The 22,254-nt window shown below is 72.3% G+C and carries 19 protein-coding genes and 1 pseudogene; 12 read left to right on the top strand and 8 right to left on the bottom strand.

The features are described 5' to 3' along the window. Nucleotides 1-85 precede the first annotated feature (85 nt). Nucleotides 86-1,579 (top strand): GGDEF domain-containing protein, encoded by a 1,494-nt coding sequence (locus tag NAEX_RS10230; protein ID WP_096327325.1) that lies wholly within the window; start codon nt 86-88, stop codon nt 1,577-1,579. A 1,103-nt stretch (nt 1,580-2,682) separates the two neighbouring features. On the opposite strand, the gene NAEX_RS10225 is transcribed toward NAEX_RS10230, so the two are convergent. The 4 genes from NAEX_RS10225 to NAEX_RS10210 form a co-directional block, all read right to left on the bottom strand. After that, nucleotides 2,683-2,877: an SEC-C metal-binding domain-containing protein gene (locus NAEX_RS10225; RefSeq protein ID WP_096327324.1), complete on the bottom strand. Its 195-nt coding sequence runs from the start codon at nt 2,875-2,877 to the stop codon at nt 2,683-2,685. A gap of 138 nt (nt 2,878-3,015) precedes the next feature. After that, nucleotides 3,016-4,215, bottom strand: coding sequence for a ComEC/Rec2 family competence protein (locus NAEX_RS10220; protein ID WP_100793234.1), 1,200 nt, complete (start codon nt 4,213-4,215; stop codon nt 3,016-3,018). Nucleotides 4,216-4,487: 272 nt separating this feature from the next. Next, nucleotides 4,488-4,886 carry a hypothetical protein gene (locus NAEX_RS10215; protein WP_096327322.1) on the bottom strand — a complete coding sequence of 133 codons (399 nt, stop codon included), beginning with the start codon at nt 4,884-4,886 and terminating at the stop codon, nt 4,488-4,490. A gap of 256 nt (nt 4,887-5,142) precedes the next feature. Beyond that, nucleotides 5,143-5,616 carry a peroxiredoxin gene (locus tag NAEX_RS10210; RefSeq protein WP_096327321.1) on the bottom strand — a complete coding sequence of 158 codons (474 nt, stop codon included), beginning with the start codon at nt 5,614-5,616 and terminating at the stop codon, nt 5,143-5,145. An 81-nt stretch (nt 5,617-5,697) separates the two neighbouring features. Here NAEX_RS10210 and NAEX_RS10205 point away from each other — a divergent pair, with 81 nt between their 5' ends. Genes NAEX_RS10205 through NAEX_RS10190 form a run of 4 tightly spaced genes read left to right on the top strand, consistent with a single transcriptional unit; the run spans nt 5,698 to nt 9,856 of the window. Next, a complete protein-coding gene (locus tag NAEX_RS10205) occupies nt 5,698-5,925 on the top strand; it encodes a hypothetical protein (RefSeq protein WP_096327320.1) in 228 nt (75 codons plus the stop codon). Between the two features lies 1 nt (nt 5,926). Beyond that, entirely contained in the window at nt 5,927-7,405 is a 1,479-nt protein-coding gene (locus NAEX_RS10200) for a sodium:solute symporter family protein (protein ID WP_096327319.1), read from the top strand. Further along, a complete protein-coding gene (locus tag NAEX_RS52025) occupies nt 7,402-8,844 on the top strand; it encodes a formylglycine-generating enzyme family protein (RefSeq protein WP_211302387.1) in 1,443 nt (480 codons plus the stop codon). Before NAEX_RS10200 ends, NAEX_RS52025 begins: the two co-directional genes overlap by 4 nt. A 34-nt stretch (nt 8,845-8,878) precedes the next feature. Continuing rightward, complete coding sequence (locus NAEX_RS10190; protein ID WP_143825551.1) at nt 8,879-9,856, top strand: hypothetical protein; 978 nt, start codon at nt 8,879-8,881, stop codon at nt 9,854-9,856. On the opposite strand, the gene NAEX_RS10185 is transcribed toward NAEX_RS10190, so the two are convergent. Then, the gene (locus NAEX_RS10185; RefSeq protein WP_096327317.1) at nt 9,825-10,589 is read right to left on the bottom strand and encodes a PP2C family protein-serine/threonine phosphatase; all 765 of its coding nucleotides are present in this window, start codon (nt 10,587-10,589) and stop codon (nt 9,825-9,827) included. The genes NAEX_RS10190 and NAEX_RS10185 overlap by 32 nt on opposite strands. Nucleotides 10,590-10,669: 80 nt before the next feature. Here NAEX_RS10185 and NAEX_RS10180 point away from each other — a divergent pair, with 80 nt between their 5' ends. Beyond that, complete coding sequence (locus NAEX_RS10180; RefSeq protein ID WP_096327316.1) at nt 10,670-12,577, top strand: hypothetical protein; 1,908 nt, start codon at nt 10,670-10,672, stop codon at nt 12,575-12,577. A 13-nt stretch (nt 12,578-12,590) separates the two neighbouring features. Here NAEX_RS10180 and NAEX_RS10175 read toward each other — a convergent pair whose 3' ends face one another. Then, a complete protein-coding gene (locus NAEX_RS10175) occupies nt 12,591-13,802 on the bottom strand; it encodes a VCBS repeat-containing protein (protein ID WP_143140937.1) in 1,212 nt (403 codons plus the stop codon). Nucleotides 13,803-14,168: 366 nt separating this feature from the next. Between NAEX_RS10175 and NAEX_RS10170 the strand changes: the two genes are divergently transcribed. From NAEX_RS10170 to NAEX_RS10155, 4 genes are all read left to right on the top strand, one after another. Beyond that, complete coding sequence (locus NAEX_RS10170; protein ID WP_096327314.1) at nt 14,169-14,657, top strand: hypothetical protein; 489 nt, start codon at nt 14,169-14,171, stop codon at nt 14,655-14,657. Nucleotides 14,658-14,734: 77 nt separating this feature from the next. After that, nucleotides 14,735-15,853, top strand: coding sequence for a hypothetical protein (locus NAEX_RS10165; RefSeq protein ID WP_096327313.1), 1,119 nt, complete (start codon nt 14,735-14,737; stop codon nt 15,851-15,853). Nucleotides 15,854-15,863: 10 nt separating this feature from the next. Then, nucleotides 15,864-16,241, top strand: a complete 378-nt coding sequence (locus tag NAEX_RS10160) for a fluoride efflux transporter FluC (protein WP_096327312.1) — start codon at nt 15,864-15,866, stop codon at nt 16,239-16,241. Between the two features lie 436 nt (nt 16,242-16,677). Beyond that, nucleotides 16,678-17,067, top strand: a complete 390-nt coding sequence (locus NAEX_RS10155; protein WP_096327311.1) for a VOC family protein — start codon at nt 16,678-16,680, stop codon at nt 17,065-17,067. A 3-nt stretch (nt 17,068-17,070) separates the two neighbouring features. Here the strand turns inward: NAEX_RS10155 and NAEX_RS10150 are convergent, their stop codons facing one another. Beyond that, the gene (locus tag NAEX_RS10150) at nt 17,071-18,969 is read right to left on the bottom strand and encodes an amidohydrolase (RefSeq protein WP_170135616.1); all 1,899 of its coding nucleotides are present in this window, start codon (nt 18,967-18,969) and stop codon (nt 17,071-17,073) included. Between the two features lie 463 nt (nt 18,970-19,432). On the opposite strand from NAEX_RS10150, the gene NAEX_RS49955 reads away from it, so the two are divergent. Further along, the gene (locus NAEX_RS49955) at nt 19,433-20,242 is read left to right on the top strand and encodes a hypothetical protein (protein WP_170135615.1); all 810 of its coding nucleotides are present in this window, start codon (nt 19,433-19,435) and stop codon (nt 20,240-20,242) included. Between the two features lie 13 nt (nt 20,243-20,255). Further along, nucleotides 20,256-21,217 (top strand): annotated as a pseudogene (locus NAEX_RS54230) (ADYC domain-containing protein). 18 nt (nt 21,218-21,235) lie between these two features. On the opposite strand, the gene NAEX_RS10130 reads toward NAEX_RS54230, so the two are convergent. Then, nucleotides 21,236-22,057: a DUF2259 domain-containing protein gene (locus NAEX_RS10130; RefSeq protein WP_096327306.1), complete on the bottom strand. Its 822-nt coding sequence runs from the start codon at nt 22,055-22,057 to the stop codon at nt 21,236-21,238. Nucleotides 22,058-22,254 lie beyond the last annotated feature (197 nt).

Below are 22,254 nucleotides of genomic sequence, written 5' to 3'. Positions count from 1 at the left end.
CTCGCCGTCCGGGCCGCCGAAGCGCGCGGATGCGCGTCCGCGCCCGTTGCTGGCCTGCGGGGCTTTTGCCAGCATCGCGGGGCCAATGTCCGACCCAGCGTTCAGCGGGATCCCCGAGGCTCTGGCGACGGCCGTGCGTGCGGTCGACGTGCCGCACGATCTCCGGACGCTCTTCGAGCGGCTGGCCGTGCCGCTCGCGGTCGAGATCGAGGCGCCGGTCGAGGACGCGCCGCCGCTGGCGCTGCAGCTGCTGCGGCTCGCCGGCCACGGTTCGTCGCTGCGGCTGGTAGGGGCTCGCACGACCTCGAGCGGGCCGAGGGTGCGCTTCATCCATGGCATGAAGGACCTGGTCCTCGGAGCAGGCGAGCTCGCCGACGGGATCCCCGCGCTCGGGCGGCGGATCGCGCAGCGCCTGCTCGACGCCGACGAGGCCGCGGGGGCGCTCGAGCGCTTCGCGCGCGAATCGCCGCGGCAGGAGGCGCTGCGGCGGCTGACGCGGGCGATGCTCGAGACGGGCAGCATCGACCGACTGCGGACGATCCTGCTGATCGGGATGACCTCGGGGCTGGCCCTGGGGTTCAGCCGGGCGGCGCTGTTCGTGTACGACGAGGACGGGCGGGCGCTGGTCGGCGAGTCGGCGATCGGGCCGGCCGACGCGGCCGAGGCGGCGCGCGCGAGGGCGACGGAGTGGCCGGGGCTCGAGCCGCGGATCGCCGAGGTGGAGGCGACGGAGCCGCGCTACGAGAATTTCGTGCGCACGATCGCGGTCGACGTGACGGCCGACCCGCGCGACGAGATCGGGCAGGCGCTGGCGGCGAGGGGGCCGCTGCTCTTCTCCCGCGAGCGGCCGGTGAACCCGGCGCTGGCGGCCCTCGAGCCGCCGCGCGAGTTCCTGGTCGCGGCGATCCGCCTGCGCGACAAGGTGCTGGGGATCGTGGTCGCCGACGACCCGTACGGGGCCGCGCCGATCGACCCGCAGGCGCGCGAGTTCATCGGCTTCCTGCTCGACACCGCCGCGCTGGCGTCGGAGAACCTGCGGCTGCACGAGAGCGTGGAGACGCTGGCCCGCCACGACGAGCTGACCGGGCTGTTCAACCGCCGCGAGTTCGAGTCGCGCATGGCCGACGAGCAGTCACGGGCCCAGCGGCTCGGCTCGCAGTGCGCGCTGCTGCTGTTCGACGTCGACTACCTGCAGCGGGTCAACCTCGCCCGCGGGCACAAAGCCGGCGACGAGCTGCTGCAGTCGGTCGGGGTCCTGCTGCGCTCGACGCTGCGCTCGCACGACATCGTCGCCCGCCTCACCGGCGACGCGTTCGCGGTGCTGGTGACCGACACCAACCACGAGCAGGTGCTGGCGATCGCCCGCCGCGTCGGCTCGCTGGCCCTCGGCATGGGCGTGTCGCTCAGCGCCGGCGGCTCGCTGTGGCCGCGCGACAACCACGAGATGTCGGTGCTGTTCTCCGAGGCCGAGGCGGCGCTGATCGACGCTAAGCGCGGCGGCCGCGGCCGCGCGGTGATCGACGGCGACGAGGCGCCGATGCTGTTCACCCCGCCGGGCGACGACGACGCGCTCGATTGAGGCGGTCCGCAGCGACATGTCTCACGGGGCATGTCGGCGTCGCGGCGAGCAGGGCGGCGGAACGGGCCCGGGCGTGGAGCGGGGCGGTGGGAGACCGGGCGCCGTGGGCGGGCGCGCCGGCGGAGCGGCAGCTCGCGGACGGGACGGCACGCGAGGCCTCGCAAGGCGGTCGCGGGCGGTCGAGCGAGCTCCGGGGGAGCGAGCGCAGCGCACGCGCGGCGGGTGTCCTCGGGGACATGCCCGCGCGGACACGTGGATGCGCGTCGCCGGGCGGGCCGGGCAAAACCCTGGCGCGAGGGAGCGGCGGATGATCGTGGATTCTAGGACATGTTCTGGGGGACATGTCCGGGCGAGCGCGCGGCGAGGCCGGGTCCGCCTCCGGATCGCGGGGCGAGCGCGGCGCGGGAGGGCCGGCGGGTGGAAAAGGTCCTGAAGGACATGTCGAGGCGAGCGCGACGTGGAACGGCCGGGCAGAGCCCCGGCGCGGAGCGAGCGCGGCGCGAAGCCGCTGTCGTTATGGACATGTCTCCAGGGACATGTCGAGGCGAGCGCGGCGCGAGGCGGGACAGGAAGGGTCTCGCGGAGCGAGCGCGGCGCGCAGGGGGATGTCGGTATGTACATGTCACGGAGGACATGTCGAGGCGAGCGCGGCGCGAGCGGGGGGCGAGACGGCGGCTCGCGGAGCGAGCGCGGCGCGGACATAGCTGGCGCACGAGACATGTTTTAGGGGACATGTCGAGGAAGGCGGCGCAAGACCCCGGCGCGACGCGAGCGCGGCGCAGGTCCTGGCGCGCGGGGAGCCCGGCGAGCGAAGCGAGCGCGGCGCGTGGCGGGTCGATCGAACATGTTTTGAGGGACACGTCGGCGCGGACGCGGCGCGGAGCGAGCGCGGCGCGGGCTCGTCGACCGGCCCGCGGGCGAGGCGGGCGAACGACGCCGGCGGGGCGACGGCCGGCTGGCCGATCGGACATGTCAGGAAGCGCATGTCCTGGCGGGCGCGGCGAGGCAAAACCCTGGCCCGACGCGAGCGGCCGGCGACGGATCTTTTTAAGAATAATGTCCTTCAGGACATGCGGCAGGGGCATGTCCGGAGGCGCAGCCGCTCAGGCGTCGCAGCACTTCTTGTACTTCTTGCCGCTGCCGCACGGGCAGGGGTCGTTACGGCCGATCTTGGGGGCGGTGCGGACGTAGGGCGCGGGGCCGTGGTCGCAGTCGGGCCCGTGGACGTGGCCGTGGTGGTGATCGTGGTCGTGGTCGTGGTCGCAGTCGGGGCCGTGGACGTGCTCGTGGCCGGGCATGCGAGGGACTATGCGCGAGCGGGCCAGCGGGCGGCAAGGCGCACCGGCAGGGGTCCGGGGCGCCCCTCGGCGTGTGGCGTGGGGCATAGGCCGGCGTGCGGGCGGCGATCCGGACGCCCGGTCGTGACCCCGGCGCGGTCAGCGACCGAGGGTTTTGACGTCGAGCCAGCCGTTGGCGTGGGCCGCGATCACCACGGTTCCGTCCCAGCCCGTCCCGTAGATCGCGCGGTCGATCGTGCGGCGCTGGAAGATCTCGGTGACCTTGTCTTGATAGGCGCCGCGGAAGCCGACCATCGCCTGCAGGGGGGCGCGGCGGCCGCGGACGCCGTACTCCGGGTGCACGAGGTGCTCGAGCGCGACGATGTGCGGGTGGCCGTACTTGCGAGCGGTCCACGGAATATTCCGCTCGTACGGGCCCATCGAGATCACGGCCACGCGCGGGCTCATCAGGGCCATCTGGTAGTGAATGGTGGCGTTCTTACTGCCGTGGTGGCCGACCTGGTAGATGTCGACGTCGAGCAGCTCGGGCCGCTTCTCGTAGCGGTCGGCCAGCCGTGACAGGCCGATGAGCTCGAGGTCGCCGGTGAACAGCGCCGAGGCCTCGCCGTAGTCGACCCGGACGACGACGCTGTGGTTGTTGGGGTTGTCGCCGTAGGTGCTGACGTCGTGCGTGACGGTGCCCCACAGGGCGGTCAGCTTGGGGTCGGTCGAGGCGCGGGCGCAGCCGCCGATCGGGTCGATCACGGCGTTGTGCAGGCCGTCGGCGGGCACGTCGCCGGCGCCGACGGCGAGGTACTGGATGTTCTTGTCCGGGTGGCTGCGCAGCCAGGCGTGCACGGCCATCTGCTGGGTCGCGCCGGGGTCCTCGGTGCCGTCGTTGTGGCTGTGCGGGGCGTCGGCGCCGTTGTCGACCACGTTCTTGACGGTGTAGCGCTCGAGCACGCCGAGGGCGCCGCGGTTGTGGTCGATGTGCGGGTGAGTGACGAGCAGCAGGTCGAGGGTGCGGTTCAGATCGGCGCGGCGGGCGAAGAAGGCGTCGAGGTAGGCGTAGAGCGCGGCCTCGCCGTCGTACAGCTCGTTCTTCTCGCCGCCGGTGTCGATCAGCGCCGCGCCGCACGGGAACTCGAGCAACGTCGCGTCGCCCTGGCCGATGTCGATAAAGTGCAGCGTCATCGCGTCGGCCGGGTCGGTGCCGGGCGGGCGCGTGGTCGGGTCGCGGTCGGGCGCCCGCGGCGGGAGCGTCAGGCTCGGGTCGGGCTTGACCTCGATCGGCGGAGCCTCGTCGTGCGCACCGCAGGCGCACACGAGCACGGCGAGGGCGAGCACGCGGAGTCGCACGCGCGGATGATAGCAGCGCGGCGCAGGCCACGAACTCGTGGGCTGCGCCGCGTCGGGAGGGTGAAGTTGGCCCGGTGGGCTCGGGAACCAGACGGCCAGGGAGCGTCCGGTGGTGCTTGAGGACAGGTCACGCGACCTGTCGAAAGAGACACGTCAGACGTGATCGCCGCTCGGAGGGCGACTCGTTCCAGGTGCGCCCATCACGCACTCCGAGCGGAGGCGCGCGCCGAAAGGCCCGCGCAGTGGGGTCCAGAGGGCCCAGAGGGCCTCTGTCAGGCCGCCTCCGGTCGATCGAGCGGCGAGGGCTCGGAAGCGCCTCCCGAGGGCTGCTCGGTCGGCGCCTGCGGCGCTCGCGCGGTCGTGACCGGGCCGCGCTCCTTCTTGGCGAGGCGGCGGATCATCCGCCGGAGCGACTTGGCGATCGCGTGCCCGGTGGGCAACACGACGGCGACCGTGTCGCCGTGCTCCTTCTGGATGATCACCGTGTGCTGGCCGATGACGAGGCGGATGGTGTCCTCCCCGGTCTGGCCGAACAGCTGCAGCGAGGCATCGAGGACGGGCGACCAGCTGTCGACGCCCCGGAAAGCCCGTGGGTGGTTGGGTGAGTCGATCGTGACGGCGACGACGCCCGGGGCGGCCGCCAGGTGTTCGATGTTGGCAAAGAGGCTCATGGCTGTGTCTCCTGCGTCGAGCCGCGCTGGGCTGCGGGCGCCGCGCTCGACGTTCGGTCAACCATGGTCCGTCTTGGGGGACGGTGCCACCGGCGCCCTGCGGGCATGCATCACACTGAAGGTTTGTTGAGGGATGGCCGGACATCGTTCCAGGCCCCCCCTACACCCCGTAAAGCCTACCTTCCCCGGTTCGCCCGGGGGTCCCCAGGGGGTGGGGTCTAAAGACAACGACTCGAGTGGAGCATGCTCACCGAGCTCAAGCGGATGCGAGACTTCGCACGATCTCGAGGGCCTCGGCCACGTGCTTCTTGGGCCGGACCTGCGACGAGAACACGTGCCGCACCACGCCGCGACGGTCGATGATGAAGGTGACGCGCCCATCGATGAGGCCCAGCGTCTTCTTCACGCCGTAGCTGGCACGCACCGCCCCGCCGCGATCGCTGAGCAGGCGAAACGGCAGGTTGTGCTTGGCCGCGAACGCCTTGTGGGCCTCGACGCCGTCGCTGCTGATGCCCACGACCTCGGCGCCGGCGTCGGCGAACACGCTGTAGCTGTCGCGGAAGCTGCAGGCCTCGACGGTGCAGCCGGGCGTGTCGTCCTTGGGATAGAAGTAGAGGACGACACAGCGGTCCTTCAGGAGATCGGCGAGGGCGACGGTGCGGCCCTCCTGATCCTGCAGGCTGAAGTCGGGGGCGACGTCGCCGACGGCGATCGGGGTGCTGCGACTCATGCGCCCGCGAGTGTACCGCCGGCCGCGCAGGGCCGGAAGGGCCTGTAAACGGCGCGAATTTTCTCGTATCAGTGAAGGCCCATGCGCTGGGTTCGCCTGTCGCCGCTGTACTTCGTCGCCTCGACGGCGATGCTGGTGTGGCCGCTCTATCCGCTGCTGGGCGACCACATCGAGCCGCGCGTGCTCGGCGTGCCGTGGTCGCTGGCGTACGTGGTGCTGGTGATCCTCGCCAACACGGCGGTGTTGGTGGGGCTCTACCTGAGCCGGGCCGTCGACGACGTCGAGGCCGAGGACGAGCGCCGTGGCTGACATGGGCGCGGTCGCGCCGTACGCGGTGTTCGCCTACCTGGCGGCCTCGCTGGCGGTCGGCCTGTGGGCCGGCCGGCGCGGCTCGGGCGGCGCCGACGACTTCGTCACTGGCGAGCGCTCGTTCGGCCCGGTGCTGATGTACTTCGTCATGGGGGCGATGATCTTCAGCGCCTACGCGCTGCTCGGCACGCCGCAGCGGGTCATCAGCAAGGGCTCCGACGCGTTCTACATGCTGGCCTACGGGGCCGCGGCGTTCGTGCCGGTGTTCTACTTCGGGGCCCGCGTGCGCCGCATGGGCGCGCGCCTCGGGCTGGTGACGCAGGCGGAGCTGATCGGGGCCCGCTACGACAGCCGGCGGATCACCGCGGTGATGGGCGCGGCGTCGCTGCTGGCGTTCGTGCCGTACCTGGCGATCCAGTTCAAGGGCGCGGGCATCGTCATGCACCTCGCGCTCGGCTGGTCGCCGCTGGTCGGCGCGGCGGTGGTCTACGCGGTCGTCGCGATCTACGTGATGTTCGGCGGGATGCGCGGGGTCGGCTGGACCAACGTGCTGCAGGGCGTGGCCATGCTGGGGGTGGTGTGGTGGCTCGGGCTGGCGATCCCGGGCCAGCTGTTCGGCGGGGTGGCGCCGATGTTCGACCGCGTGATCGCCGAACACCCGGAGTACCTGACGCTGCCCGGGCCGCCGCCGGGGACGTCGTCGTTCCAGTACACGGCCGAGATCGTGATGTCGACGCTCGGGTTCGCGATGTGGCCGCAGGTGTTCATGAAGTGCTTCACGGCCCGCAGCGCGCGGGCGGTGCAGTACTCGGCGGTGACCTACCCGAGCTTCCTCGTGTTCCTGGTGCCGCTGCTGTTCCTCGGCTACGCGGCGCTGCTGTTGCCCGGGGCGCCGCGCGACGAGGGCGTGCTGCTGTGGCTCGTCAGCCGGCCCGAGATCGGCGGGCCGTGGGTGTTCGCCGCGTTCTGCACCGCGGTGCTGGCGGCGTCGATGTCGACCGGCGACTCCCTGCTGCACGGCGGGTCGTCGATCTTCGTCCGCGACGTGCTGGTCTCGGGGCTCGGGCTGCCGCTGTCGGAGCAGGCGCAGGCGCGGCTGATGCGGATCGGCGTGGTCGTGCTGTTCGCGCTCGGGCTGGTGATGCTGATCGTCGCCAGCAAGGTGTCGATCGTCGACCTGCTGCTCCTGGCCTACGCGGTGCCGGTGCAGTTCCTGCCGCCGGTGATGCTCGGCCTGTACTGGCGGCGGGCCAACCGCGTCGCCGCCGAGGCCGGTTTGTTCGTCGGGCTCGGGGTCGCGTTCGCGCTGTTCCTGGCCAAGATCCTGGCGCCGGGGCTGTACGCGTGGTGTAACCCGCTCGACCTGCAGATCGGCGCGGTCGCGCTGGTGCTCAACGCGATCACGATGTTCGTGCTGTCGCTGACGACCCCGCCCATGGCACAGTCCCACCTGCAACGCTTCGAGTTCCGCAGCCCATGATGTCCCGCGCGCTCCTCGTCGTCCCCCTGTGTCTGGCCGCCTGTGAGGCCACGAGCCGCCGCTTCGCCGCGCTCGACGCTCCGCCGCCCGCGCCGGTGGCCGTCGGCGAGGCCCGGCCGCTGTCGGAGCTGAAGAAGGTGACCGAGCTGTCCGAGACCGAGAAGGCCAAGCAGGCCAAGGAGATGCCCGAGTGCGGGCGCGGCAGCGGGCGCGACATCCACGGCGAGTGCGTGCCGATCGGGCTGTGGGAGACCGAGCACGTGCAGCGGGTCCAGATCCCCGGCGGCGTGTTCGTCATGGGCAACGTGCCCGACCACTTCAACTCGGCGCCGTCGCGCGAGCTGCCGGCGGTGCGCTGGTCGGGCAACCCGCCGCGGCACGAGGCGCTGCGCAGCTTCTGGATCGACCTCCACGAGGTCACCCGCGGGGCCTACGCGAGCTGCGTGGCGGCCGGCGCGTGCACGCCCGCGGTCTGTCCCGAAGGCCAGGCCGATCCGGCCAAGGACCTCCAGCCGGAGGTCGCCGACGCGCTGCCGCAGACCTGCGTCAGCCACCAGCAGGCCGAGGCCTACTGCCGCCACGCCGGCGGCCGCCTGCCCAGCGAGGCCGAGTGGGAGTACGCGGCCCGCGGGCCCGACGCCCGCGTGTACCCGTGGGGCAACCAGGTCAAGGACGACATCCCGCAGGGGCTCTATCCCGCAGGACATGTCCGACTGGACAGCTCGTACTTCGGCGTGCGCGGGATGGGCAGCGACGCGCTCGAGTGGGTCGCCGACACCTACGACGCCGACGCGGCGCTGCGCCCGTTCGTCAGCGAGGCGTTCCGCGCCGCCGACGGCCCGCTGGCGGTCGCCCGCGGGGTGTTCGAGCAGTCGGCGTTCTGCGGCGAGGACGCGGCCTGCAGGCCGCCCGCGGGTGAGCCGGTCCGCCACGTGTACAAGTACGGCAGCGTCGGCCAGCGCCGCGCCGCCCGCGAGACCCGGCCGCCGAAGTTCCCGGGGGTCGAGCTCGAGGGCTGGGACATCGCCGTCGCCGACCACCGCCTCGGGTTCCGCTGCGCCGCCGACCTGCGCGACGAGGACAAGCCGCTGCAGGTGCCGGCCGCGGTGGCGCCGATCCCGATCGTCCGCTCGGAAGGCTCGCTCGAGCTGTTCGGCGGGGTGGTCGAGGCGGTCAACCAGGAGGAGGCCCGCCGCTTCTGCGCGGCGCTGCGCGTGCCGTACGGCAGCGAGGCGCTGACGGGGTTCCGCCTGCCGCAGCTGCTCGAGATCCAGCAGCTGGCGGCCGTGTTCCGCGGCCCGGGGCCGTTCTGGGCCGAGGACGGGGCGGCGATCCAGATCGCCGACACCACGCCGCCCGAGCCGGACGCGCCGTGGCGCGAGCTGATGGTCGGCGGCGAGACGGCCCTGGCGGCCCGCTGCGTGCGCACGGTGCAGTGAGCGGCGGGTCGCTCCCGGTCCGACGAGGGGCCGGTTGCGGACGACGCGAACCGTTCGAGCGCCGCGCCGTGCCTGGTCCTCGCGATGGTACGGTGCGCGAGATGACCTTCGACGCTGCGCTGCTCCGCACGTCACTGCCCCGCTACTACAATGCCGCGCAGGTCGCCGAGGTGGCGGCGGGGCCGCTCAATCTCCATTCTGGGGCAGCAAGTTCAACGAGCTCGTCGCCGCGTACTTCGGCGGCATCGCGGGCGAGGAGCCGTGGACGTCGCTGGCCCCGTTGCTTCGCCGGATCCTGGGCGAGGCGCTGGCGACCGACGAGGCCGTCGAGGGGCTGCTGCCCCCGGACGCCGACTTCACGGCGAAGGACAAGGACAAGCCGATCAACGCCCTGCATCGCACCTACTCCGTCGCGTGCGGGTTGAAGACCAAGGCGCTGGTGGAGTGGATCGCTACCGGCGAGCGTCAGCCGCGGTGGTTCGAGCGGGCCTTCCGGATCTACTCTCGCGACTTCGCGCGCCAGTACGCGAAGAAGAAGCCGAGCCTGCAACACGGCGTCTATCCGCTGGTCCAGCTCGCCTGTGCGGCAGAGCGTGCGGCGGAGGCGAGCGAGATCCTGATGCGCGTCCTCCCCGACAAGAAGTTCGTGCCGGCCAAGGCGCGCAGGATCGCCGAGTTGGCGCTGTCGATGGCCGCCGACCCGCGGCCGCTGCGAGACCGCGCGGAGCGCTTCCTCCGCGCGAACGTGCGTGAGCGGATCGATCACGGCGGCTACGGCGACGTCGCGGAGTATACCTCTACGTCGCAAGCCTTGCCGGTCTCCCGGGCTCACCGGCGGAGCTCCTCGCGCGCGCGCCGAGCTTCGCTCGCCCGTGAGCGCTCGGCCGGCGGCCGCGGCCAGGCTGGCTCGGAGAGCATGTCCTCGAGCACAGGTCTGGATGCGCATGGCGCATCGAGCATGCCCTTTCGGACATGCCCGCTCAGCCGGTGTACTCGACGAACAGCGCGGTGATGTTGTCGCGGCCGCCGTTGATGTTGGCGTGGCGCACGGCGTCGCGGGCGGCGGGGGCGAGGTCGGCCGAGAACAGGCGGGCCAGGAGGCCCGGCTCGTCGAGGTACTCGTGCAGGCCGTCGCTGCACAGCAGCAGCTTGTCGCCGGGGGTCAGCTCGAGCTGGCGGACGTCGACCTCGACGAACTCGCGGTGGCCGACGGCGCGGGTGATCACGTGCTTGAGGTGCGACAGCTTGGCCGCCTCGGGCGTCATCGTGCCCTGGCGGATCTGCACGTTCACCAGCGTGTGGTCGTCGGTCAGCTGCACGTGCTCGCCGGCGTGCCAGAGGTAGACCCGCGAGTCGCCGACCCACGCCACCGTGGCGACGTGACCGGCGACCAGCACCACCGAGGCCGTCGTCGACATGCCCCTTCGGTCAGGGTCCATCTCGCCCATGGTGTGGACCATGTAGCAGGCGCTCTGGATCGCCCCGCGGAGCAGGGCGGCGAGGCGCTGGCGGGCCGCTTGATCGAGCTCGCCGCCGTGGCGGGCGATCTCGATGTCGGTCGCGTCGCCCTTGACGAAGTCGACGATGAACTCGACGGTCTCCTGGCTGGCGATCTCGCCGCGGGCCCGGCCGCCGACGCCGTCGCAGACGATGAAGAGGCCGAGCTGGGCGTCGGCGAGGAAGGCGTCCTCGTTGCGACTGCGCACCCGGCCGACGTCGGTGTAGCCGTAGTGACGCGTCCCCATGGCGACGGCGACCTTAGCACGGGCCGGTGGGAACGCGCCCGCGCTTGTTGTACCCTGGCGACGATCGACCTGGAGCGCCCATGACTCTGCCGCCCATCACGCTGCGGGGAAGCAGCCGGATCCTCGCCCTCGCCGGCCTCACGCTCGGCGGCTGCCTCGACCCGACCGCCGGCGGCGACGACGCTTCGGCGACGGCCGCGACCGCGACCGGCGGCGTCACCAATTCACCGGGCACGGCGGCGCCGACGTCCGACCCGCCGACCTCGACCACGACCCCGGGGACCGCGACCTCGCCGACGTCGACCGGCGAGCCGACGACCACCGACGGCACCACCGGCGACCCGCCGCCGGAGCCGCCCGACCTGTGGTGCCCCGACGGCCCGCAGGGCGGCTGCGCCGCGCAGCCCGACGCGCCGCTCGAGGCCGGCGCGGCGGTGCTGTCGATCCTGCCCCACTGCTGGGAGAAGTGGGTCGACGTCGACATGGACAACGCGTGGAAGCCGGCCGACGACATGCTGCTCGACTGCGGCTGCGACCAGAAGTGCCCCGGCGACCCCGGCTACACGGGGCCCGACATGGGCGAGGGCGACGGCGAGCTGCAGCCGCTGTTCATGGCCGGCTTCGGCCACGACCGCCCGGCCTACGGCGTCCGCGACGCGACGCACGGTTTGGTCGGCGCGGGCGACGGGCTGTGGGCGCGGGCGGTGGCGTTTCGCCAGGGCGAGTCGACGCTGGCGATCGTGGCGATCGACACCGTCGGCTACTTCAACAACGACGTCGAGGCGATCCGCGAGATGCTGCCGGCGCAGGACATCGACCTCGACTACCTGATCGTGCACGCGACGCACAACCACGAGGGCCCCGACACGATGGGCCTGTGGGGCGAGGACCTGTTCACCTCGGGCTACTCGCCGGAGTACCGCCAGCAGGTCCGCGAAACCATCGCCGAGGCGATCGTCGGCGCGTTCAAGGACATGCGCGAGGTCGCGTCGATGCGGGTCGGCGAGGTCGACGTGTCGACCTACCACCCGAAGGGCATGGCCAACCTGATCCGCGACTCGCGGGACCCGTGGATCGTCGACGAGACCATCTCGGCCGCCCACCTGATCGACACCGAGGGCATGCCGATCGCCACCCTCGTCAACTACGGCTGCCACCCGGAGACGCTGGCCGACGACAACTACCTGGTGACGTCCGACTTCGTCCACGCGCTGCGCCGCACCGTCGAGACCGGCTCGGAGTGGCAGACGGCGGCGGGCAAGCCGGGCCTCGGCGGGCCGGCGATCTACATCAACGGGGCCGTCGGCGGGATGATGACGACGCTCGGCGTCAACGTCGAGAACCCCGACGGCGAGACCTACCAGGCGGCGAGCTTCGAGAAGGCCGACTCGGTCGGGCAGATGCTCGGCGAGATGGCGCTCGACGCGGTGGCGATGGGCGAGGAGATCACGGGGCCGGCGCTGCGCTTCGCGGCCAAGCGGTTCCGCGCCGGGGTCCGCAACACCAACTTCAAGCTGATGTTCGACCAGAAGGTGCTCGAGCGGGAGGTGTTCAACGCCGACATGCCGGGCGAGGAGGAGATCGAGACCGAGATGGCGCTGGTCGAGCTCGGGCCGATCCAGATGCTCACGGTCCCCGGCGAGCTCTTGCCCGAGCTGGCGATCGGCGGCTACGACGGCTCGCACGTCAACGCCGACGGGGTGCCGCTGATCAAGCCCGACAACGTCAACCCGCCCGACCTCCGCGCGGCGCCGAAGGGGCCGTACCTCGAGGACCGCATGGGCCTCGTGTACCGCTGGATCGTCGGCCTCGGCAACGACGAGCTCGGCTACATCATCCCGGAGTACGACTTCGAGCTGGCCGAGACGATGCCGTGGATCAACGAGGCCGAGGGCAACCACTACGAGGAGACCAACTCGCTCGGGCCCGACATGGCCGCCCTCGTCGACCAGTTCGCCGACCTGCTGATTCACTGGTCGAAGTCGTGAGCCGGGCGGGCCGTCAGTCCTCGGCCAGGGCGACGAGGACGCCGCCGTGGCCGAAGCCGACGATGTCGAGGCGATCGTCGCCGTCGACGTCGGCCAGAGCGCGGACGTGGACGCCGACGCGCCAGCCCTGGTCGTAGCCGAAGTCGTCGAGCGCTCGCTGGGGCTCGCGGAAGCCGGTCTTCCTGGCGGTGGCGACGATCACCCCCGTCTGGCCGAAGCCGACGATGTCGTCGCGCTCGTCGCCGTCGATGTCGCCGAGCTGGCGCGGGTGACGGTCGACGCGCCAGCCCTGGTCGTCGCCGAAGTGGTCCAGGACCCGCTCGGGCTCGTCGAACTCGCCGCTGCGGCCCACGGCCAGCAAGGTGCCGGCCTCGCCGAAGCCGACGATGTCGGGCCGGCCGTCGCCGCCGACCTCGCCGAGCAGGCGGACGTGCTTGTCGATCCGCCAGCCCTGGTCGTAGCCGAAGTCCGACAGCCACATCTTCGGCTGGCCGAAGCGGTCCTCGCCGGCGCGGGCGACGTACACGCCGTCGTCGGCGAAGCCGATGATGTCGGCGCGGCCGTCGTCGTCGACGTCGCGGAGGAAGCGGGGGGTTCGCTCGACCCGCCAGCCCTGCTCGTAGCCGAATTCCGCCAGCCACAGCGCGGGCTCGCGGAACTTCGAGCCGGTCGAGGTGGCGACGTGGACGCCGCCGTTGCCGAAGCCGACGATGTCGGGCAGGTCGTCGTCGTCGACGTCGGCGAGGAAGCGCGGGTGGCGATCGACGCGCCAGCCGCGGACGATCGTGAACTCGTCGACCCACAGCTTGGGCGGCATGAACTTGCTGCCGGTCGACAGCGACACGAACACGCCGCCGTTGCCGAAGCCGACGATGTCGGCCCGGCCGTCGTCGTTCATGTCGAGGAGGAAGCGCGGGTGCTTGTCGATCCGCCAGCCGTTGCTGTACGAGTAGTTGTCGACCCACATCTCCGGCGCGTCGAAGCGTTCGCCGGTCGACAGGGCGACGACGACGCCCTGCTCGCCGAAGCCGACGACGTCGGCCCGATCGTCGCCGTCGACGTCGGCCAGGAGGCGCGGGTGCCTGTCGACGCGCCAGCCGCTGGTGACGCCGAAGTCGTCGGCCCAGAGCTCGGCCTCGGCGAAGCCGGCGGCGCGGACCTCCGGCGCGGCGGTGAGCGGCAACATCAGGCCGGCGAGCGCGCCGGCCACGGGCAACTTCCTCATGATCGAACCTCCTGGGGCGGCGATCGGGGGTGTCCGAAAGGACATGTCGATGATCGCGGGTGGGGGACGCGGTTTGTGCCGCCGGGCCGCGACCACGCAAGCGGCGGAGGCCGAGAGGCAGGGCGGGCGACGCGGGAACGGGCGTCGCGGCCGGGCTGCGCGCGCGCCGGGCCCGGCGAGGCGGGCTCGCGCGCGCGCGAAGGCCGTTGCTCAGGGCGCTCCCCGGGCCCGACGGGCGGGCCGGGGGCTGCCGGCGGCAGGATGACTGCGTCTCTCTCTCGACGCGGGCGCTCGCCCGTGTCGCGTGGCCGGCGCGACGCGAGCGGACCGGCGTACGCGGCGCGGCGCTCGTGGTAGGGTCCGCTCATGCGCGGCGCTTCGCTGTTCGGGTCGTTCGTGTTCGTCTCGTCGCTCGCCCTCGGGTCCTGCGGACCGCCGCCGCCTCCGGGCTACTGCGCCGGTCCGGTGTGCGGCTGCAGCGGCGGCGACAACTGCGTGCTCGACTGTCCGGCGGCCGGCTGCGACGCCGAGTGCCACGACGTCAGCAACTGCGACGCCGGCTGCGGCGACATGTGCAACCTGTCGTGTCACAACAACTCGAACTGCGACCTCGAGTGCGGCGACGCCTGCTCCGTCGACTGCGAGTCGGTGAGCAACTGCGAGGTGGCCTGCGGGGCCGACTGCGCGGTCGACTGCCGCAACCTGTCGAACTGCGACGTCGTGATGATCAGCGGCGAGGCCTCGTGCGAGGGCGTCGGTAGCTGCGAGATCCGCTGCGCCTTGCCCGACGGCAGCACCGAGCCGGCCTCGGACTGCGGCGACGGCCGCTTCAGCTGCCCGGTCGGCTCGTGCTGAGCCCCCGCGGCCGCGGAACGTCGTACAGGAGCGGCGACGCGATTGCGCGGTCAGGGTCGACCTGGGACACTCGGTTCATGTCGCAGACTTCGCGGGCCCTCACCGTGACCTTCGCCGCGGCCGTCGTCGCCGGCGCGTGCAACTTCCTGTCCTCGGGGGCAGGTCAGACGACGTCCAACCTCGCCAACGTGGCCGGCGGGATCGCCTGCCCGGCGCTCTCGAGCGGCGGCGACGCGCTCGGGGTGAAGTACACCGCCAAGGCCGAGCTCAACGCCAAGGTCGGGGCCTTCGTGCAGGCGGCCAAGGACCTGCAGCGGCTGGCGGTCCAGTGGGACGCCGAGGTCACCTCGGCCTGCCGCAAGATCGGCGCCGACATCGGCGTGAACCCGGCGGCGATGCAGCCGAACCAGAACGCGACGGCCTCGCAGGCCGCGTGCGGGGCGGTGGCGGCCAAGGTCCAGGGGTTGCTCAAGGGCGGGGTCAAGATCGAGGCCGACTACACCCCGCCGAAGTGCGAGGTCGACGCTTCGGCGCGGGCCCGCTGCGACGGCCGCTGCAAGGTCGAGGTCGACCCCGGCGAGATCGTCGCTCAGTGCACGCCGGCCAAGCTGTCCGGCCGCTGCCAGGGTACGTGCAAGGGCCAGTGCGACGGCCGCTGCTCGGGCCAGTGCCAGGGCAACTGCGCGGTGAAGGACGCCCAGGGCCGCTGCGCCGGCAAGTGCGAGGGCACGTGCACCGGCCAGTGCGACGCGACGTGCCACGCGTCGTGCCAGGGCACCTGGCAGGCGCCGAAGTGCGAGGGCCGCGTGACGCCGCCGAAGGTCGACGCCGACTGCAAGGCGAGCTGCGAGGCGAGCGTGAAGTTCTCGGCCCAGTGCTCGAAGCCGCGGCTCGAGGTCAAGACGTCGAGCAACGCGCAGGCGCTCGGCAAGCTGGTGGCGTCGCTGTCGGCCAACCTGCCGGTGCTGCTGACGGCGCAGATCAAGCTGGGGCGGGAGATCGCCGGCGAGGTGCAGACGCTGGTCCGCCTCGGCGGCGAGCTGCGCGGCAAGCTGCAGGGCGCCGGCGAGCAGGCGATCGCGTGCATCACGGCGTCGGCGTCGGCGGTGGCGACGGCGTCGGTCAGCATCAACGTGTCGTTCAAAGCCAGCGCGTCGGTCTCGGGGGCCGTCGGCGCGAGCGGCAAGGCCGGCTGAGTCTTTTTCGATGAGCGGCTGGCACTGGCTCGGGCTGTTTCTGGCCGGCGGCTGCGGGGTGTGCCTGCGGTTCGCGCTGGCGCTGCAGATCGATCGCTGGGCCGCGACCGCGCTGCCCCACGCCGGCACGCTGGGGGTCAACCTCATCGGCTGCCTGGCGATCGGGGTGCTGGCGCCGCTGCTGCCGCAGGGGCCCGCGCGCACGATCGCCACCGCCGGGCTGCTCGGCGGGTTCACGACCTACAGCGCGTTCGCGCTGCTGTCGGTCGAGCTGGCCGGCGAAGCCCGCTGGGCCCCGCTGGCCTGGCAGCTCGGGCTGCACGTCGGCGGGGGAGCGCTGATGGTGGCGCTCGGCGCACGCCTGGGCCGGCTGCTGGCCGCGGCGTGAGCGGGCAGGTTCGCCGGGTGTCCGCGACGGGCCGGCGCGCGGGGAGAGAGATGTCTTAAGGTTTATGTCCTCGGGGACATGCAGATCGTCGCGGTGGCTGAAGCGGCGTGAGCGCGGCGCCGGAGAAGGTCACGGCGAGCGGGACCCATTCGACGCGGACGGTGGCCGCGACCGGCGACGCTTGAGGTCGCTTGAAGCGACCTCGCCGCGCATCCCAGGACATCGACGCTTCGCTCCCGCGAGGTCGCTGCCGGGGCTGAGCCCGCCGGGGCCGTCGGACGAATTCGAGCGCCATCGCCGGCATGGCGGGATCGCGCGCCGCCCAAATCGGCGGCGATGGGCCTGTTTCTCCTTGAAATAAATTTGTACGTTGTATACTATACGTCGTACGCAAAAAGCGGCGAGAGCCGCCCATTTTTCTTTCAAGGAGGGGTCCGTGCAGATCACCGGCAGTGCGGTGTCGCTGACCGTCGACGATGTCGCCGCGTCGAGCGCGTTCTTCAGCAAACACCTGGGCTTTCGCGAGACGATGGCAGCCGACGGGTTCGCGTCGCTGCGCCGCGACGACGCGGGCGTGGATCTGGTGCTGCTGCGCCGCGGCATCGAGGTGCTGCCGCCGGAGCTCCGGGAACAGCGAGCGGCCGGGGTGATCGTCGCCTTCGTCGTCAAGGACCTCGAGGGCGAGGAGCGGCGGCTGCGGGCCGAGGGCGTGCCGATCACGATGCCGCTGCGCGAGGAGCCGTGGGGCGAGCGGCTGTTCATGATCACCGACCCCAACGGGGTGGTGATCGAGCTGGTCGAGTGGGCGACGGCGCCGGCGGCGTGAGCCTCAGCGCGGCGGCCGGGCCTGGTAGACCGGGACGCCCTTGCGGTAGGTGGCGAGCGGGCGCAGCGATCTCAATTCATCTGTCCGAACGGACAGGGGGTTGCGGTCGAGGATCACGAGGTCGGCGACGCGACCGACGGCGAGCTCGCCCCTGCGCTCGCCGTCGAACACCTGGTGAGCGCCGTTGCTGGTGAGCCCGCGGAGGCCGTCGAACACGGGGATCCGCTGGGTCGGGCCGAGGACCTTGTTGCTGCGGGTGGTGCGGCCCACGGCGCTGGCCAGCAGCAGCATCGGGTCGGCCGGGAGCGCCGGGGCGTCGGTCTGCAGGGTGAAGAGCAGCCCGCGGGCCAGCGCCGACGCGGCCGGGTCGAGCCGCGCGGCGCGGGCCGGACCGAGCGCGACGTCGCGGTACCAGTCGCCCCAGTAGAACAGGTGGGCGCTGGCGAACGAGGGCATCATCTGGAGCTCGCGCATGCGATCGAGCTGGTCCTCGCGCAGGGTCTGGGTTCGCAGCAGCACCGGGCGGCGATCGGCGGCGCGCCGCCGCTCGAGCACGCGCTCCCAGGCGTCGAGGTACTGGTCGGCCGCGGCGTCGCCGTCGGCGTGCGCGAGCACCTGCCAGCCCTGTTCGACCGCGAGCTCGAGGATCTGCTCGACCTCGGGGGCGGCCATGACAGCGGTGCCGCGCCAGCCGCGAGGCTTGCCCGGCGGCGGGGTGGCGTACGGCGTGCCGAGCCAGGCGGAGCGCGACTGCAGGCCGCCGTCGAGCACGAGCTCGATGCCGCCGAGCTTGACGCTGCGCTCCCAGGCGCCGAAGCGCTGGCCGACGAGGCGCTCGGCGTCGGCCACGCTGGTGACGACCGGATAGACGACGACGTCGACCTCGTGCTTGTTCGCGCGGGCGAGCCGGCGGTAGAGGTCGAGGTCGTCGGGGCCGGCGGCCGCGTCCTGCACGGTGGTGAAGCCGCGGCGCACGTACTGGCGCTCGGCCTGGACGAGCCGCGTGGCGAGCTCGTCGTCGCTCGGTCGCGGCAGCGCGCGCGTGACGAGGAAGACGGCGCTGTCGGCGAGGACGCCGCTCGGCTCGCGCGACCGGGGCCGACGACCGATCTGCCCGCCCGGGGGATCGGGGGTGTCGGCGATGATGCCGAGCAGGCGCAGCGCAGGAGTGTTGACGATCGCGACCGCGCCCGAGGCGTGATGGACGACGATCGGGTGCGTGGTGGAGACGGCGTCGAGGTCGTCGCGCACGAGCTGCCGCGCCTCGCGGAGGCGCGAATCATCGTAGTTCCAGCCGACCACCCATTGCCCGCCGGCGAGCTTGCGCCGCTTGATGTCGGCCCGCAAGACCCGCTGCAGGTCGGCGATCGAGCGGACAGTGCCGGTCGGCGGCGGCGCGAGCTGGACTTGCTCGCTGCGCAGGGCGACCGCGCCGAGGTGGCCGTGACCGTCGATGAAGCCGGGCAGGAGAGCCTTGCCGGCGAGGTCGATCTGTTCGGTGTCGGCGTCGGCGATCTTCAATATTTCGGCCCGCTCGCCGACGGCGACGATCTCTCCGCGGCGCACCGCGAGCGCCTCGGCGACGATCGGGTTGCCGGCCCCGTCGACGCGCATGGTGATCACCGGGCCGCCGAAGAAGATCCGGTCCGGGGCGGTCGCCGGCTCGGCAGATCGAGTCGGCGGCTGCGGCGTGCGGGTCGGCGGCCGCGTGCCGGGCGTGGTCGGCTTGCTCGGCGAGGCGGCGGCGGTCGTCGGTCGCGCCGGCTTGCCCTTGCTCGGCCGCGCCGGCTTGCCCGCCGTGGGCCGCCCGCGGCCCGGCTGCGGCCCGCTGCCGGAATGATAGCTGTAGCTGCAACAGAGCAGGGCGACGGTGATCGCGGTGATCGGGACGAGGCGATGCATCGACCGGGCCTCCGCTGCATCGATAGCACCCGCGTCACGGTCGTCGAGACGAGCGGACGGCCGCGCGGCTCCGAGTGGCATGATTCGGCCGTGCTCGGCCGTGACGGCGGGCGAGCCGAGCAGACGGCGGATCATGCCGAGTGGCATGATTCGGTCGTGCTCGACGTTCGGGACGGCGACGGCCTCGTGCGAGCGCGCGGGCGCGGGAGCTCGCAGCAATGGCCGGGCAGCCGGGAGAGATCGCAGGCGCCGTCGGGCTTCGCCGGGCCCAGGTGGCCTTTGCGCGCATGCTGAGGATCGCGCGCGTCTCCCCGGCGGGAGGTGGAGCGGCGGACCGAGCCGGGGGGCGGTGCCGCGAAAACGATGTTGGCCGCCCCTCGCGGAGCCGGCGCGCGGCAGCCCCGCGAATGCGCAGAGCGAACTCGTGCGGTTCGAATGCGCGATGTCCTCGCCGAGGGACGGCTTGCGGCCGCTCGATCGCTGCGATACCCAGGATCGCGTAGCAGGCGGAGGGACGAGGATGCCGGTGGAACTGGGCGAAGACGGCGCCGATGCGGCGCTGAGGACGGGCGGGCTGCAGAGCAATGGGATCGAGCTGAACGGAGTGCAGCCGAACGGGATCGAGCCGAACGGGATCGAACCGAACGGAGTGCAGCCGAATGGGATCGAGCCGAACGGGATCGAGCCGAACGGAGTGCAGCCGAATGGGATCGAACCAAACGGGATCGAACCGAACGGAATGCGGGTGAACGGGATCGAACCGAACGGCGTGCAGCCGAATGGGCTCGAACCGAACGGCATCGAGCCGAACGGGACGCGCTCGAACGGAGTGGAGGAGAACGGGGTCGAAGAGAACGGGATGCGCCAGAACGGGGTGGAGGAGAACGGGGTCGAAGAGAACGGGATGCGCTCGAACGGGCTCGAGCTCAACGGGCCAGGGGTGCAGGGCACGGGTGAGGAGGCGAAGATCCACGGGCGCGGATCCAACGCGATCGAGCCCAGCGGCGCGGCCACGCAGGGCGCCCGGGGACAGCGATTGCGCGCGCTGCGAATCAACGGGGTCCGCCTCGAGGCGGGGGCGAGCGGGCTGCGGGTCGACGCGATCGTGGTCAACGGGCTGAAGCTCGAGGCGAGCGGCGGGCTGGTGATCGAGGAGGTCGAGGTCGAGGCGCCGAAGCCGGTGATCTTGACGGCGCCGGCGCCGGCGCCCGACTTCGGGGCGGTGACGGTGTCGTCGATCGAGCTGCCCGACGGACGGCGCTTCGATTCCTGAGAAAGGTGGAGCGATGTTTCGGGCGGGGCTGCGAGGTGGAAGGTGGGGCCTGCTCGGCGTGGCGTTGCTGGCTGGCTGCGACGCGCCGGCGAGCGAACCGGCGCCGAAGGCGACGCTCGCGGCGCTGCCGGCGGACGAGCCCGCCACCAAGGCCGAGGTGGGCGCGGTGGCGGCCGGGGAGCGCGCCCCGACCGAGGCGCCGCCGGTGACGCAGGGCAGCCCGGCGTCGGCGGGGGCGCTGAAGGTCGAGATCGACAAGACGGCCTTCCGCATCACATTGCCCGACGGACATGTCCTTTCAGACAAGGAGATGATCGGCGTGGTCTTGACGGTGCGCGACGAGGACAGCGCGTGGCGGAAGGTCCGTGTCGAGAAGGTCGAGGTCGATCCGCGCGACCCCGAGTTCACGCTCTACGAGCTCTCGGTGCAGAACCCGCAGACCGGCGCGTGGGCGCCGATGTGCGCGCCGGGGCCGGACGGGCTGGCGCGGGCGATGCCGCTGGCGGGCACGTGGACGGGCGACGGGCGCCACGAGGCCGCGGAGGGGGCGTTCAACGTGACGTGTACGTCGGGGGCGATCGGCAAGTGCGTCCGCTTCGGCTACAAGCCGTGGGCGACGGCGCGCGACGGCAGCAACCTGTGGGATTATCATCAAGCCTGCGTGCGCATGGTGCGTGCGACTATTGCGGCGACGGCACGGCGTCGACGAAGAACGGGATGCTGATCAACATCGGCGACCGGCTGGGCATCCAGGAGGTCGACGAGGCGCCGGAGTTCGCGCTCGAGGCCGGCTGGGGGCCGGCAGGGGCGCTCTGCGTGCATCACCCGCGGGTGCCGGAGAACGCCACGCTGGCGCAGCTCGAGGCCAAATGCCCCGAGCGCCTGCGCGGGCGCACGGGCGCGGCGTGCACACGGGAGGCGTTCGCGGCCGACCCGCAGTATCGATTGTTCAACCTGTCGGTGCCGCCGAAGTAGGTCGACGACGGGCGGCGATCACCAGCCGGCGGGCAGGCGGAAGGCGTTCGTCATCCACGAGGTGCGGTCGCCCTCGAAGCTCAGCTCGGTGGTCGCGGTCATGACGGCCATGTGCGTGCCGTCGGGGCTGGTGAACACGAGGCCGCGGTCGAGGTCGTAGTTCCAGATGTAAGGGCGCCGGCGCAAACCCGGCTCGAGCGGCAACGGGGCCTGACCGTCGAGGGTGAGGTCGAGCTTGAAGGCCGCGCCCTTGCCCTCGTGGGCGCGCTCGCGGTCGCCGCCGAGGACCTCGAGGGTGGCGACGGCGGTCTTGCCGGAGGGCAAGAGGATCGCGTAGGCCCTGGTGCCGGGGCGTGTCGCGGCGGCCTGCTGCGGCTCGGTCGGCGCGAGCAGGTGGCCGAGCTCGATGCCGTGCGCTTGCAGCAAGGCGGTGCGCCGGGGCGCGAGGGCGGCCCGTAGATCGGGCGGGTCGCACGGCTCGGCGTCGGGGCTCTTGGGGCGCACCTCGACGTAGCCGCCGGGCACGAGCGTGTCGCTGTCGGCGTCGACGACGAACAGCCGCGCGGCGCCCTCGCAGGTGGCAGCGCCCGGACCGGCGTCGAAGGTCTCGAACGCGAAGTAGCGGCCGTCGCGCGACCAGCCCCAGACCGTGAGGTGATCGATCTGCTGGCGCGGGTCGCCCGGCTGCTCGAACGGGCCGCCCAGCGTCGCAGGCGACGGGCTGGAGGCGGCGGGGGCCGCCGCCTCGACGGCCGGGACCGCCGGTGCAGCGGCCGGAGGACCGCTCGGAGCGGTGCAGGCGCTGGCGAGCAAGACGGCGCAGGCGAGGCGGGACGGCATGGCCGAGGTTTACCTTTTGCGGGGGAGCGGCGCCAATTTCGAGCGAGGATGTCCCGAGAGACAGGTGCGTGCCGTGGCGCTCGACCGGACGAGCGGACGTGGCGAGCGGGGATGGAGATGTCCGATCGGACATGTGACGCGGCGCGGGCCGGCGCGTGACCTCGGGCGGCGATGCGCCCCCCGCGAGGGGACGGTGC

The organism is Nannocystis exedens (assembly GCF_002343915.1).
GTDB classification, from domain to species: Bacteria; Myxococcota_A; Polyangia; order Nannocystales; family Nannocystaceae; genus Nannocystis; species Nannocystis exedens.
This window is presented reverse-complemented; position numbering and strand designations above follow the sequence as displayed.